Annotated in this window: 12 protein-coding genes; 5 read left to right on the top strand and 7 right to left on the bottom strand. The window is 73.8% G+C overall.

The window, feature by feature from the left end; all coding sequences use genetic code 11:
- Positions 1 to 2: 2 nt before the first annotated feature.
- Positions 3 to 1004, bottom strand: a complete 1002-nt coding sequence (locus tag IE265_RS18620; protein ID WP_190036730.1) for a Gfo/Idh/MocA family protein — start codon at positions 1002 to 1004, stop codon at positions 3 to 5.
- A gap of 118 nt (positions 1005 to 1122) precedes the next feature.
- Here IE265_RS18620 and IE265_RS18615 point away from each other — a divergent pair, with 118 nt between their 5' ends.
- From IE265_RS18615 to IE265_RS18605, 3 genes are read left to right on the top strand one after another with little or no spacing between them, the layout of a single operon-like run.
- Positions 1123 to 2496, top strand: coding sequence for a multidrug effflux MFS transporter (locus IE265_RS18615; protein ID WP_190036729.1), 1374 nt, complete (start codon positions 1123 to 1125; stop codon positions 2494 to 2496).
- The gene (locus tag IE265_RS18610; protein ID WP_190036728.1) at positions 2448 to 3656 is read left to right on the top strand and encodes a serine hydrolase domain-containing protein; all 1209 of its coding nucleotides are present in this window, start codon (positions 2448 to 2450) and stop codon (positions 3654 to 3656) included. The genes IE265_RS18615 and IE265_RS18610 overlap by 49 nt, the downstream gene beginning before the upstream one ends.
- 9 nt (positions 3657 to 3665) lie before the next feature.
- A complete protein-coding gene (locus IE265_RS18605; RefSeq protein ID WP_190036727.1) occupies positions 3666 to 4679 on the top strand; it encodes a small ribosomal subunit Rsm22 family protein in 1014 nt (337 codons plus the stop codon).
- Here IE265_RS18605 and ddaH read toward each other — a convergent pair.
- Both ddaH and IE265_RS39120 read right to left on the bottom strand, forming a co-directional pair.
- Positions 4668 to 5450, bottom strand: coding sequence for a dimethylargininase (gene ddaH / locus IE265_RS18600; RefSeq protein WP_506005199.1), 783 nt, complete (start codon positions 5448 to 5450; stop codon positions 4668 to 4670). The two genes, IE265_RS18605 and ddaH, sit on opposite strands and share 12 nt — an antisense overlap.
- 391 nt (positions 5451 to 5841) lie before the next feature.
- Positions 5842 to 6231 (bottom strand): DUF6243 family protein, encoded by a 390-nt coding sequence (locus tag IE265_RS39120; RefSeq protein WP_190036801.1) that lies wholly within the window; start codon positions 6229 to 6231, stop codon positions 5842 to 5844.
- A 101-nt stretch (positions 6232 to 6332) separates the two neighbouring features.
- Between IE265_RS39120 and IE265_RS18590 the strand changes: the two genes are divergently transcribed.
- Positions 6333 to 6977, top strand: coding sequence for a TetR/AcrR family transcriptional regulator (locus tag IE265_RS18590; RefSeq protein WP_190036725.1), 645 nt, complete (start codon positions 6333 to 6335; stop codon positions 6975 to 6977).
- A 234-nt stretch (positions 6978 to 7211) separates the two neighbouring features.
- Entirely contained in the window at positions 7212 to 7940 is a 729-nt protein-coding gene (locus tag IE265_RS18585; protein ID WP_190036724.1) for a bifunctional DNA primase/polymerase, read from the top strand.
- A 39-nt stretch (positions 7941 to 7979) separates the two neighbouring features.
- Here IE265_RS18585 and IE265_RS18580 read toward each other — a convergent pair whose 3' ends face one another.
- The 4 genes from IE265_RS18580 to efeO form a co-directional block, all read right to left on the bottom strand.
- Positions 7980 to 8984 carry an SCO2278 family lipoprotein gene (locus tag IE265_RS18580; RefSeq protein WP_190036723.1) on the bottom strand — a complete coding sequence of 335 codons (1005 nt, stop codon included), beginning with the start codon at positions 8982 to 8984 and terminating at the stop codon, positions 7980 to 7982.
- A gap of 131 nt (positions 8985 to 9115) precedes the next feature.
- Positions 9116 to 9964 (bottom strand): iron uptake transporter permease EfeU, encoded by an 849-nt coding sequence (gene efeU, locus IE265_RS18575; RefSeq protein ID WP_190036722.1) that lies wholly within the window; start codon positions 9962 to 9964, stop codon positions 9116 to 9118.
- A 3-nt stretch (positions 9965 to 9967) separates the two neighbouring features.
- Positions 9968 to 11248 (bottom strand): iron uptake transporter deferrochelatase/peroxidase subunit, encoded by a 1281-nt coding sequence (efeB, locus tag IE265_RS18570; protein WP_190036721.1) that lies wholly within the window; start codon positions 11246 to 11248, stop codon positions 9968 to 9970.
- Positions 11249 to 11262: 14 nt separating this feature from the next.
- Positions 11263 to 12420, bottom strand: coding sequence for an iron uptake system protein EfeO (efeO, locus tag IE265_RS18565; RefSeq protein WP_190036720.1), 1158 nt, complete (start codon positions 12418 to 12420; stop codon positions 11263 to 11265).
- Positions 12421 to 12612 lie beyond the last annotated feature (192 nt).

Here is a 12612-nt window from a genome sequence, read left to right as displayed (position 1 = left end):
GGTCAGCGTTGTTCGTTGGGGTAGTGGACGCCGATGCGGTCGCGCACCGTGTCCAGCGTCCGCATGACGGCGAGCGTGCCGTCGAGCGGGACGAGCGGGGACTCGCGCTCGCCGGCCCGCAGGCAGCGCATCACTTCGAGGGCCTCGTGCTTCAGGCTCGTTCGCGGCCCGTCCGCCGGATCGGCGGTGAACTCCTCCGGGTCGCGGCCGTCGCGGTGCAGCACGAACCGGTCGGGGTGGAAGAAGCCGCCCGGGATGTCGATACGGCCCAGCGAGCCGGTGACCGAGGCGGAGACCGACGTACCGCCGACGAGAGAGCAGTGCAGCGAGGCGAGAGCGCCGCTCTCCCAGGAGAGCAGCATTCCCGTCTGGAGATCGACGCTCTCCTCGGAGAGCACCGCTCTTGCCATCACGTCCGAGGGCTCCCCGAGCAGCAGGTGCGCGAACGACACCGGGTAGACGCCCAGATCGAGCAGGGCGCCGCCGCCCTGGGCCGGATCGCGCAGCCGGTGGGTGGGAGGGAAGGGCCCCGCGAGCCCGAAGTCCGCCTGCACCGTGCGGACCTCACCGATCGCCCCGTCGTCCACGAGTCCCTTGAGGCGCCGGACCAGCGGGTTGCAGTACATCCACATGGCCTCCATCAGGAAGCTCCCGTGCCGCGCCGCGAGGTCCACCAGCTCCCGGGCCTCGCGCGTGTTCAGCGTGAACGCCTTCTCGCACAGCACGTTGCGCCCGGCCTCCAGGCAGAGCCCGGCCGCCGCCCGGTGCGCCGCGTGCGGAGTGGCCACGTACACGACGTCCACGTCCTCGTCGGCGGCGAGGGTCTCCCAGTCGCCGTACGCCCGGGGTATCCCGAACCGCTCCGCGAACGCCCCGGCGGACGCCTCGGTGCGCGACGCCACCGCCACCACCTCGGCGTCCGGCAGGTCCACCAGGTCCGCCGTGAACGCCGCCGCGATCCCGCCGGTCGCCAGCACACCCCACCGCACGCGTTCCTCAGCCATCCCGACCCCTTGCTCCGTGACCCCGACGACCTCGACGGCTGCGCCGGTCCCGACCACCATGTCCGAGCTGAGAGCATAGGTCGCGGAATCCACTGACAGGTCGGACGGGGAGGGGCGGATGCCCGAGCGTGGCCGTACCGCGCGGGACCAGGACGGTGCGCAGGGGCACATAACGGGCGCGCCGGCCCCCGCGGACATCGGCACCGCGGACATCGGCACCGCAGGCGCCGGCTCCGCGTCCGCGGCACCGACTCTGCCGCCCCGGCGGGCCATGCGCTCCGTGGGCCTGCTGGTCACCCTCGTCCTCGGCGGCCTCACCGCCGTGCCGCCGCTGTCGATGGACATGTACCTCCCGGCGCTCCCGGACGTCACCGACGCGCTGCACGCGTCCGCGGCCACCGTGCAGCTGACGCTCACCGCCTGCCTCGCGGGCATGGCGCTCGGGCAACTGGTCGTCGGGCCGATGAGCGACCGGTGGGGGCGCCGGCGGCCCCTGATCGCAGGGCTGCTCGTCTACGTGGCCGCCACCGCCGTCTGCGCGTTGGCGCCCACCGTCGAACTGCTCGTCGCCTTCCGGCTGCTCCAGGGGCTCGCGGGCGCGGCCGGCATAGTGATCGCGCGGGCCGTCGTGCGCGACCTGTACGACGGCGTGGACATGGCGCGGTTCTTCTCCACGCTCATGCTGATCTCCGGGGTGGCGCCGATCATCGCGCCGCTGATCGGCGGACAGGTGCTGCGCGTCACCGACTGGCGGGGCGTCTTCCACGTCCTGACGGTCGTCGGGGTCGTCCTGACCGCGTCCGTCTGGCGGCTGCTGCCGGAGACGCTCCCGCCCGCGCGCCGGCACGGCGGCGGCGTCGGCGAGGCGCTGCGCGCCATGCGCGGCCTGCTCGCGGACCGTGTCTTCACCGGGTACATGCTCACGGGCGGGTTCGCCTTCGCCGCCCTGTTCGCGTACATCGCCGCCTCGCCGTTCGTGATCCAGGAGATCTACGGCGCCTCCCCGCAGACGTACGGCGTCCTTTTCGGCGTCAACTCCGTCGGACTGGTGATCGTCGGGCAGGTCAACGGCAAGATCCTCGTCGGCCGGGTGAGTCTGGACAGGGTCCTCGCGGCGGGTCTGGCCGTCGTGACCGCCGCGTCGGCCGCGCTGCTCGCCATGTCCGCCGGAGTCTTCGGTGAGGTGGGCCTGTTCCCCGTCGCCGCGGGGCTGTTCGTCCTGATGTCGGCGATGAGCCTGTGCATGCCCAACACCAACGCCCTGGCGCTCATGCGCACCCGGCACGCCGCCGGCTCCGCGTCCGCGCTGCTCGGCACCTGCTCCTTCCTGATCGGTGCGATCGCCTCGCCCCTCGTGGGCGTCGCGGGGGAGCGCACCGCTGTCCCGATGGCCGCGGTCCAGCTGGTGTGCGCACTGGTGGCGGTGGGCTGCTTCGTGGCACTGTGCCGTCCCTGGCGCAGCCAGGCGGACGCGAAGGGAGCGGACAGCTGAGCACCCCGAGACTGCGGCCCGGCACTCCGGAACGGGCCGGGCTCGACCCGGACGAACTGGCTGGCCTGGTGGCGGAGTTCCGCGAGCTCACCGAGGGGGACCGGCCGTGGGCCGCCGGCGCCGTGCTGGTCGCGGGGCGGGGGCCCGTGACCGCCGTCGAGGAGGCGGCGGGATGGGCGGTGCGGTACTCCGCGTACGACCGGGAGACGGACACCGGGATCGAGCTGCCGCTCCACGACCGCGTGCGGGCGACCACGCGCACGCCCTTCGACCTGGCGTCGCTCACCAAGCTGTTCACCGGCGTGGCCGCGGTGCAGCAGCTGGAGCGCGGCACGCTGGGCATCGACGCGCGCGTGGGCGCGTACCTGCCGGACTTCACGGCCGCCGCCGAGCACGGCCTCACCGTGCGGCACCTGCTGACCCACACCTCGGGGCTGCGTCCCGAGCTCCCGCTGTACGACTGCCCGGACGACGCGGCCCGGCTCGCGCTGCTGCGGGCCGAGGAGCCGCTCGCGGAGCCGGGCGGCGCGTACCTCTACTCGGACCTCAACATGCTGCTCCTGCAGCACCTCCTGGAGCGGCTCACCCGGCGTCCGCTGGACGTCCTCGTCCGGGACGGCGTCACACGGCCGCTCGGCATGACGGCCACCGGGTTCGGGCCGTGCCCGGGCGCGGCCGCCACCGAGGACCAGCGGCGCCCCTGGGCCAAGGCGGACCGGGGGATGCTGCGGGGCGTGGTCCACGACGAGAACGCCTGGGCGCTCGGCGGTGTCGCCGGGCACGCGGGGCTGTTCTCGACGGCGGGCGACCTCGCGGTCCTGTGCCGCACCCTGCTGGCGGGCGGCTCGTACGGCACGGCCCGCATCCTGGGCCCCGACTACGTGGAGCTCCTGCTCTCCCCGCCCGGTCTGGGGTTCGCCGTGGACCAGCAGTGGTTCATGGGCGAGCTGGCCGGCCACGGCGCCGCCGGGCACACGGGCTTCACGGGTACGTCGCTGGTGCTCGACCCGTCGACGGACACGTTCCTGGTGCTGCTGGCCAACACCGTGCACCCCCGGCGCGGGCCCGCCGACAGCGGTCCGCGGGCGGCGGCGGCCACCCGGCTGGCCCGCGCGGTGCGGGGCCCCGACGGGCGCCGGGTGCCGCCACCGGCACCGTAGAATCGCCCCGTGAGTGCCCCCGATTCCCCAGCCGAGACCCTGCGCGCGGCCCTGGACGGGCTGCTCGACGGGCTGCCGCCCAAGGCGGCCGCGCAGGCCGTCGACCGGCTGATCGCGAACTACCGGGGCGCCACCCCGACCGACGCGCCGATCCTGCGCGACCGCGCGGACGTGGCGGCCTACGCCGCGTACCGGATGCCCGCGACGTTCGAGGCGGTACGCGCCGCGCTCGACGCCTTCACGCGGGCCGCGCCCGGGTGGACTCCGGGCACCCATGTCGACGTGGGGGGCGGCACGGGCGCGGCGACCTGGGCCGTCAGCGCCACCTGGCCCGAGGAGCGGCCGGTGACCGTGCTGGACTGGGCCGAGCCCGCGCTCGCCCTCGGCCGTGAACTGGCCTCGCGCAACCCGCTGCTGAAGCCCGCCGAATGGCGGCGCGCCCGGATCGGAGCGGCGCTCTCCATCGAGAGCACCGATCTCGTCACGGTGTCGTACGTCCTGGGCGAGCTCACCGAGGAGAGCCGCGCGGCGGTCGTCGACGCCGCCGCGAGCGCCGCGGGCACGGGCGCCGTCGTGGTCGTCGAACCAGGCACCCCGGACGGCTACGCCCGCGTGATCGAGGCCCGCGGGCGGCTGGTCGACGCCGGGTTCCACGTCGCGGCCCCCTGCCCGCACAGCGCCGGCTGCCCCATCGTGCCCGGCGAGGACTGGTGCCACTTCTCGGCGCGGGTGAGCCGCTCCTCGCTGCACCGGCAGGTCAAGGGCGGCTCACTGGCCTACGAGGACGAGAAGTTCAGCTATGTCGCCGCCACCCGGTTCCCGGTGGAACCGGCTCCCTCGCGGGTCGTGCGGAGGCCGCAGATCCGCAAGGGGCAGGTGCTCCTCGACCTGTGCGAGGCCGAGGAGGCCCTGCGCCGCACGACCGTCACGAAGCGGCACGGCGCGCTCTACCGGGCGGCCCGGGACGTGGACTGGGGCGACGCGTGGCCGCCCGAGGAGGACACCGGGACCTCAGGGGCGTAGCTCCTGGGTGCAGCACTTCACGCTGCCGCCGCCCTTGAGGAGTTCGCTCAGGTCGATGCCGACGGGCTCGAACCCGCGGGCCCTGAGCGGGTCGTAGAGGCCGGTGGCGGACTGCGGGAGCAGCACGTGCAGCCCGTCCGAGACGGCGTTCAGGCCGAATGCCGCCGCGTCGTCCCCGGACGCCGTCAGGGCGTCCGGGAAGAGCCGGCGCAGCACCTCGCGGCTGCCGGGCGAGAAGGCGGGCGGGTAGTACATGATCTCGTCCGCCGCGTCGTCCAGTACGGCGAGTGCCGTGTCCAGGTGGTAGTGGCGCGGGTCGACCAGGTCGAGTCCGACCACCGGCAGGCCGAAGAACTCCTGCGCCTCGCCGTGCGACAGCGGACTGGCCCGGAACCCCCGTCCCGCCAGTACGTACGAGGCGGTGACGGCGAAGTCGCCCTCGCCCTCGTTGACGTGCACGGGCTCGCGGACCTCGGCGAAGCCCCGGGACCTGAACCACGCCAGGTGCGCCGCGGCCTCGCCCTCCCGCTGCGGGAACGCGAAGCGCGCGCCGAGCACCCGGCCGTCGACGACGGTGGCGCCGTTCGCCGCGAAGACCATGTCGGGCAGCCCGGGGCGCGGGGCGAGCACGTCGACGGTGTGCCCGAGGGACAGATAGCGGTCGCGCAGGTCCTCCCACTGGGCCACGGCCAGGGGTACGTCGACCGGCTTGGCGGGGTCCATCCACGGGTTGATGGAGTACGTGACGTCGAAGTGCACGGGCGGGCACATCAGATAGCGCCGGGGTGTGGCGCGGCGGGGAGGGTGCAAGGAGGGCTCCTCACGTGGACCGCAGGGGCAGTTGGTGCCCATGGTGCGGTGCGGGGAGCCCTCGCGTCGGGAGCCGAACGGGTTGTTCTCGCGCCCGGCCCGCCCGGCTCATGACGCCGCGCAGGCCCCCCGGCGGCTCGCCGGGCTCATGGCGTCGTGCCGGCCGCCTTCCGGGTGGCCCTGCCGGGCCCACGGCTTCGTACCGGTCGCCCTCCCTGTCCCCCGCCGGGCTCTCGCGCCCGCGCCGCCGCCCACCCCGTGCGCCCGCCGGGCTCTCGCGCCCGCGCCGCGGCACCCCCCGTGCGCCCGCCGGGCTCGCGCGCCCGCCGCCCACCCCGTGCGCCCGCCCGGCTCACGACGCCGTGCCGGGTGCCTCCCCGTCGGCCCCGCCGGGCGCGGGCGCCTGTCGGGTCGTACGCCTCCCGTCGGCGGGCCCCCGTTCCCGGTTCGTCCGGGCCCCCGCCCGCGCAGGGCCGGCGGAGTCCGCGCGGTCACCCGGGTCCGCGCGGTCAGCCGGGTCCGCCGGGTCACCCGGGTCACCCGGGTCCGCCGGGTCCGCCGGGTCCGCGCGTGCCTCCCGGCGGGCGCGCTCCTCCCGGAGCCTGCGCAGCAGTTCCCGCTTGCGGGCGGCCGGGTCCTCGCCGCCGCCGAACGCCCGGCCCCCGCCGCCGCCGCGCAGGGCCGCGCGGCTCAGCGTGCCGCGGGTGCCGCCGACGCCCAGCATGTCTCCGCCACGGGTCATGGCAGTCTCCTCCCCGATAGATGACGATACGTATCGTCTCGCCGAAGCGTCTCCACGATGCGGCGAGACGCACCGTCTTGTCAACCTGATAGATTCGGCGCATGGCCCAGACGCCCGCCGGACCCCCGCGCAAGCCCGCCCCCGACACCGCCCGGCGCAGCGAGAAGTCCCGCCGCGCCATCTACGACGCCGCCCTCGCCCTCGTCGGCGAGGTCGGCTACGCCAGGACCACCATCGAGGGCATCGCCGCCCGTGCCGGAGTCGGCAAGCAGACCATCTACCGCTGGTGGGGGTCGAAGGGCGACGTGCTCCTGGAGGCCTTCCTCGACCTGGGCGACCAGGCCGCCGACCGCACCGCGCAGCCCGGCCGGGACCCCCACGCCCTCCCCGACACCGGCGACCTCGCGGCCGACCTCAAACTCGTCCTGCGGGCCACGGTCGACGAACTCCTCGACCCCAGGTTCGAGGTGCCCTCGCGCGCCCTCGCCGCCGAGGGCCTCGTCAACGAGCAGATCGGCAAGGAGTTCGTCGCCAAGCTGCTCGAACCCTCGCTGCAGCTCTACGTCGACCGGTTGCGCTCCGCCCAGCGGGCCGGTGCCGTACGGCCGGACGTCGAGCCCCGCATCGCGCTGGAGCTCTTCGTCTCCCCGCTCGCCCAGCGCTGGCTCCAGCGCACGGCCCCGATCTCGTACGCGTACGTGGACACCCTCGTCGACTACGCCCTGTACGGCATCGCCCCGCGCTGAGTCGCCCGCGGGCGGGCCGGCCGACGGGGGAGGCACGGCCGCGGACCTCCGGCGCCGTGTGAGCCTGCCGACACCGGAGTCGGGCATATGTGCGCGAAAGGCGCTCGCGGCCCCGATGGCGGCCTTGGTGCGATTGGTCCCGACCACCCCGGATGTCGGCTCCGGCCACCCGGGGCGCAGGATGGTGGGACGATGGAGCAAGGCGTCCGCAGACCATTCGAGGCGAGGGGTTCGATGAGCGCAGAGAAGGGCCGCGCCTCGGGCGCGCAGGGCAGGATCTCCCAGTGGCTGCGCGGCCGGCGTCCCCGCACGGACGCCCCCGACGTTCCGGGCCGTGAGGAGCAGCTGCTCGCCGCCGCCGGCGCGGGGCTGCCGCTCGCGCCCGCCGCCCACCCCTCCGCGTACCGGTGCTCCTGCGACCGCGTGGGCTGTCCCACGCCCGCCCGCCACCCCGTCTCGTTCGCCTGGCAGACCCAGTCCACCACCGACCGGGCGCAGATCGAGCGCTGGGCCCGGCACCAGCCGCAGGCCAACTTCATCACCGCGACCGGCATGGTCCACGACGTCCTGGACGTCCCGCTGGAGGCCGGCGTGGAGGCCCTCGGGCGCCTGCTCGCCGACGGTGTCGACGTGGGACCCGTCGCCCGGTCCGGCGGCGACCGGATGCTGTTCTTCACGGCCACGCGCGGTACGCCCGAGGACGAGGACGAGTGGTGGCCGTGCGAGCTGGACTGCCACCCCGAGACGATGGACGAGCACCCCGGACTGCGCTGGCACTGCCGCGGCTCGTACGTACTGGTGCCGCCCGCACGGCTGCCAGGCGACCTGGCGGTGGAGTGGGAGCGCGGCCCCGAGCATCCGCTGCCCGACCCGCTGACCCTGCTGGAGGTGCTCACCGACGAGTGCGCCCGGTACGCGGGCCAGGGCCGGGAGCACGTCGCCGCGTGGCCCCTCCGGGGCTGACGGACCCGCCGCGCCGGCCGGCCCCGGAGGGCGGCCGGGCTACTCGCCCTTCGCCCCCGTGAGGCCCTGGATGCGGCCGAGGAACCGCACCTGACGGTCCGCCGCGCCCTTCGCCGGGTCCAGCACGGCCTGGTTGGAGACCGACTCCAGGGTCAGCGACTGCTTCGGCTCGCCCGTCATCAGTGCCTTCACATCCGTGTTGGTCACGTCGATCGGGACGCCCCGCGCCGAGGTCTGCCGCTGGTAGTGGCGGGTGGTGAAGAAGACGAGGGCACCGCCGTCCGCGGTGCGCAGGGCCACCGGGGCGTAGTCGCCCGAGGTCAGCGGCTCGTCGATGTACTGCTGGGCGAGGCCGGGCCGGCTGGCGTTCTTCGTGCGGTCCGAGCGCCACTTGGTGGTGTGCGTGCCCGGGGCGAAGGTGTCGCCGCCGTCCCTGAGGTACGCCGCGTACGCCTTGGGCAGCGCGCGGGGAGCCACGGCCAGGTCCGCCGCGTCGGGGGCGACGGCCTGCGCCCAGCCGTCCGCGTCCTTCGCGAACTCCGGTATGTCGGCGCCGGGAAGGATCGTCAGGTACGAGACCTCCCACACCTCGTCGGGTCCGCCCCGGGTGAAGACCAGCAGCCAACGGTCCTCGTCGCGGCCCTTGTTGGCCTTCGACTCGGTGACGAACCAGCGCGGCCAGCCCGCCTTCTCCGGGATGGTGAACTCGGTGCCCGTCAGCTTCAGCGGCAGATAGCCCGGGTTGCCGCCCGGCTGGTTGCTGCCGCCGGCCTTCAGCTTCGCGCCGTCGATGTCCCCGAGGGCACCGGTGACCCGGTCGGCGTCCAGGGTCGGGTCGTTGGCCGCGTTGGCCTCGTTGTAGGCGGTCGAGAAGTCCTTCAGCGCCCGCGCGGCCTCGGTCCTCGTGGCACCGGGGAGGACTTCGCGCTCCCCGTGCACCACCACGCAGCCGCCCGCCGTCACCGACAGCACGGTCACCAGCGCCGCCGCCGACGCGCTCCGGCCAAGTCTGCGAGGCCTACGAGGGCCGCGATCCCAGCTCATCAGGTGCCTTCACCTTCCCCTTCCCGGAGGGGAACCCTATCGGGACCGGGACCGCCCGGGTGACGGGTCCGCGCACCCGGACCCGGACGGTGGACAGCCGCGCTCGGGGCGCGGGACCGGGACCGCCCGGCTCAGGCATCCTCGCGGAGCGGCGCGGCGGCCTTCACCCCGGGCCCCGCGGACCGCGAGGGAGCGAGGAAGAGGGCGAGCGTCGGCACCAGGTACAGCGACCACACGGTCACCTGGAGCACGGTCGGGTCGGGCTGGAAGTTGAGGACGCCCTTGAGCAGGGTGCCGTACCAGCTGTCCGGCGGGATCGCCGCGCTGACGTCGAACGCCTTGTCCGTCAGGCCCGGCAGGAAGTCGGCCTCCTGGAGGTCGTGGAAGCCGTACGCGAGGACGCCCGCGGCCACGACGACCAGCATCGCGCCGGTCCAGGTGAAGAACGTGGAGAGGTTGATGCGGACCGCGCCCCGGTAGAAGAGGTGGCCGAGCACGACGGCCGTGAGCAGACCGAGCAGCACGCCGATCAGCGGTGCCTGGGTGCCGTCGCCCGAGGCGCGCACGGACGTCCACACGAACAGGGCGGTCTCCAGGCCCTCGCGGCCGACCGCGAGGAACGCCGTGGCGACGAGCGCGCCCGTGCCCATCCGCAGTGCCGCGTCGAGCTTTCCGTGCAGCTCGGCCCTCAGGTGCCGGGCCGTTCGCCGCATCCAGAAGACCATCCACGTCACCAGGCCCACCGCGAGGATCGACAGGGAGCCGCCGAGTGCCTCCTGCGCCTTGAACGTCAGCTCCTGGGAGCCGAATTCGAGCGCGAAGCCGAAGCCGAGCGCGAGGGCGACGGCGACGGCGATGCCGATCCAGACGGGCTTCAGGGCGTCCCGGCGGTCGGTCTTCACCAGGTAGGCGATGAGGATGCAGACGACCAGGCTCGCCTCCAGCCCTTCGCGCAGACCGATCAGATAGTTCGCGAACACGGGTCAGGCCTCCTCGGAGAACAGCGCCCGGCCCCACCAGTCGTCCTTGTCCCGGACGCCGGGCGGGATCGCGAAGACCGCTGAACCCACGTGCTGGATGTACTCGTTGAGCTGGTCGGTGGCCAGGTTGCGCTGCACCCGGACGAAGCCCTCGCGCACGTCGCGCTGGTAGGCGAGGAAGAACAGGCCGGCGTCCAGCCGGCCCAGCCCGTCCGTGCCGTCCGTGAAGGAGTAGCCGCGGCGCAGGAGCGTCGCGCCGCCGTTGGAGTCGGGGTGCGCGAGCCGGACGTGCGCGTCGGGCTTCATGGCCTTCAGGAACGGCTTGTCGCGCTCCTTCGCCCTGCCGACGGGCGCCCCTTCGCCCTTGTCGCGGCCGAAGATGTCCTCCTGCTCCTGCAGCGAGGTGCGGTCCCAGGTCTCGATGTTCATGCGGATGCGCCGGGCCACGAGGTACGAACCACCCGTCATCCAGGCCGAGTTCTCGTCGACGTCCTTCTCGTCGACCCACACGAACCTCTTGAGCCGGTCGGTCTCGGTCCCCGCGATGTTGCGGGTGCCGTCCTTGAAGCCCATCAGGTTGCGCGGGGTCTGGGCCTCCGGAGTCGTCGACGACGTCTTGCCGAAGCCCAGTTGGGACCAGCGGACGACGACCCTGCCGAAGCCGATCCGGGAGAGGTTGCGTATCGCGTGCACCGCGACCTGCGGGTCGTCCGCGCAGGCCTGCACGCACAGGTCGCCGCCGCTGCGGCTCCGGTCCAGGTTGTCGCCCGCGAACTTCGGCAGGTCCACGAGCGCCCCGGGGCGCCGGTCGGCCAGGTCGAACCGCTCGAACAGCGAGGGCCCGAAGCCGATGGTGAGGGTCAGCCGGGACGGCCTGAGGCCGAGCGCCTCACCGGTGTCGTCCGGCGGCGCCTCGGCGAGCCCGCCGTACGCGCCCTCGCCGACGGCCTGCCCCCGGGTCATCCGCCGGGCGGCCTCCGTCCAGTCCTTCAGCAGTTGGACGAAGGCCGCCCGGTCCTGCGTCGTCACGTCGAAGGCCGCGAAGTGCAGCCGGTCCTGCACCGGTGTGGCGATGCCCGACTGGTGCGTGCCGTGGAAGGCGACCGCCGCACCCGACGCGGCGGCGGTCGGCTCGACGTCGTCGCCGGCACGCGTCACCGCGACCGCGCCGCCGGCCGCGGCGGCGCCGAGCGCGAGCCCGGCACCGCCCCAGCCGATCAGCGCCCGCCGGGACGGAGCGCCGGCGGGCCCGGTGCGCGGGGTGTCCTGCGGAGGGTGAGTCATGCCGGACCCGCCCCCTACTTGGCCACGACGGCGGCGGCGAGCTTCGACAGCGGCTCACCCAGCGCGTTCACCGCGTCCAGCAGGCCCTTGACGTCGTCCTTGCCGAGCTTGTCGTACGAGGTGAACTCGTACGACGTGGTGTCCTCGCGGTAGGTGTCCAGCAGCTCGTTCAGCGCCGCGAACCGCTTGTCCAGCTCCTCGGCCAGCTCCGCGTCGTTCTCCGAGGCGACCGGCTTGAGCAGCTCGTACGACTTCTGCGCGCCCTCGACGTTGGCCTTGAAGTCCACCAGGTCGGTGTGCGAGTAGCGCTCCTCCTCGCCCGTGACCTTGCCGGTGGCGACCTCGTCGAGGAGCTCCTTGGCGCCGTTGGCCATGGCGGTCGGGGTGATCTCGGCCTTGCCGACCCGCTTCTGCCAGTCCTTCAGGTCCTTCACCAGCAGGTCGGCGAGTTCGGAGTCCCGGTCGGTGAGCTTCCCGTCCTTCCACAGCGAGCGCTCCAGCCGGTGCCAGCCGGTCCAGTCCTTCTCCAGGTCCTGGCCCTCCTCCAGGCCGTCCTCGCGGACGTCGACCTTCGGGTCGATGTCGCCGAAGGACTCCGCGACGGGCTCGGTCCGCTCCCAGCCGATGCGCGAGACGGCGTACGCCTTCTTCGCGGCCGCGATGTCGCCGGCCTTGACGGCGTCGGTGAACACCTCGACCTTCGGCAGCGTCTCGTCGGCCTGCTCCTGCGCGTACTCCCGGTAGGCGGCGACCGCCGCGTCCAGGCGCGGGTCGCGCTCGGCGACCTTGCCGGAGCCGGTGGCCCGGACGTCCTGGCGGATGCCCTTGCCCTTCATGCCGGGCTTGCAGGCGATCCGGTAGTCGCCCGCCTTCACCTCGGCGGTCACCCTCTGGCTGGTGCCCGGGCCGATGTTCTCCCGCTCGGTGACGATGCGGTCGTCCGGGAAGAGCAGGTAGACCTCGGTCACCTTGGAGCCCTTGTTCGCCACGTCGATCTCGACGTGCCCGGCCGGGAACTCCTTGCGGGACACCTTGCACGCGGTGTCCGTGGCCGTCACCTCGATGACGCGGTCGCCGCCCTTGGCGTCGCTCTTCTCGGTGCAGCCCGTGACGGCGGCCAGCGCGACCGCGGTCGCGGCGACGGTGACGACGGAGAGTCGGACGGCTGGCATACAGGCTCCAGAATGGTTCACAGGGGGATGGCCCGGAGAGCGCACAGGAGATGCACAGTCCGTGGTGAGGCTTGCCTAAGTTATCCGAGCCTTACCTGCCTGCCACCCGCACGCGACCTGCCTTTCCAGTGATCCCGCTCTCACTGACGGCGTATGAGCACGGCCTGATCACGGTGGCTCAAACTGCGCCCC

The organism is Streptomyces fructofermentans, from assembly GCF_014651055.1.
Taxonomy (GTDB): Bacteria; Actinomycetota; Actinomycetes; order Streptomycetales; family Streptomycetaceae; genus Streptomyces; species Streptomyces fructofermentans.
The sequence above is the reverse complement of the archived record's forward strand: the minus strand, read 5'-3'. Positions and strand labels throughout refer to the sequence as shown.

What these genes read in the sequence shown, in the direction of transcription:
- IE265_RS18620 (WP_190036730.1), bottom strand. Translation starts at nt 1,004, where the DNA reads ATGGCTGAGGAACGCGTGCGGTGGGGTGTGCTGGCGACCGGCGGGATC.
- IE265_RS18615 (WP_190036729.1), top strand. Translation starts at nt 1,123, where the DNA reads ATGCCCGAGCGTGGCCGTACCGCGCGGGACCAGGACGGTGCGCAGGGG.
- ddaH (WP_506005199.1), bottom strand. Translation starts at nt 5,450, where the DNA reads ATGTGCCCGCCCGTGCACTTCGACGTCACGTACTCCATCAACCCGTGG.
- IE265_RS39120 (WP_190036801.1), bottom strand. Translation starts at nt 6,231, where the DNA reads ATGACCCGTGGCGGAGACATGCTGGGCGTCGGCGGCACCCGCGGCACG.
- IE265_RS18590 (WP_190036725.1), top strand. Translation starts at nt 6,333, where the DNA reads ATGGCCCAGACGCCCGCCGGACCCCCGCGCAAGCCCGCCCCCGACACC.
- IE265_RS18585 (WP_190036724.1), top strand. Translation starts at nt 7,212, where the DNA reads ATGAGCGCAGAGAAGGGCCGCGCCTCGGGCGCGCAGGGCAGGATCTCC.
- IE265_RS18580 (WP_190036723.1), bottom strand. Translation starts at nt 8,984, where the DNA reads ATGAGCTGGGATCGCGGCCCTCGTAGGCCTCGCAGACTTGGCCGGAGC.
- efeB (WP_190036721.1), bottom strand. Translation starts at nt 11,248, where the DNA reads ATGACTCACCCTCCGCAGGACACCCCGCGCACCGGGCCCGCCGGCGCT.
- efeO (WP_190036720.1), bottom strand. Translation starts at nt 12,420, where the DNA reads ATGCCAGCCGTCCGACTCTCCGTCGTCACCGTCGCCGCGACCGCGGTC.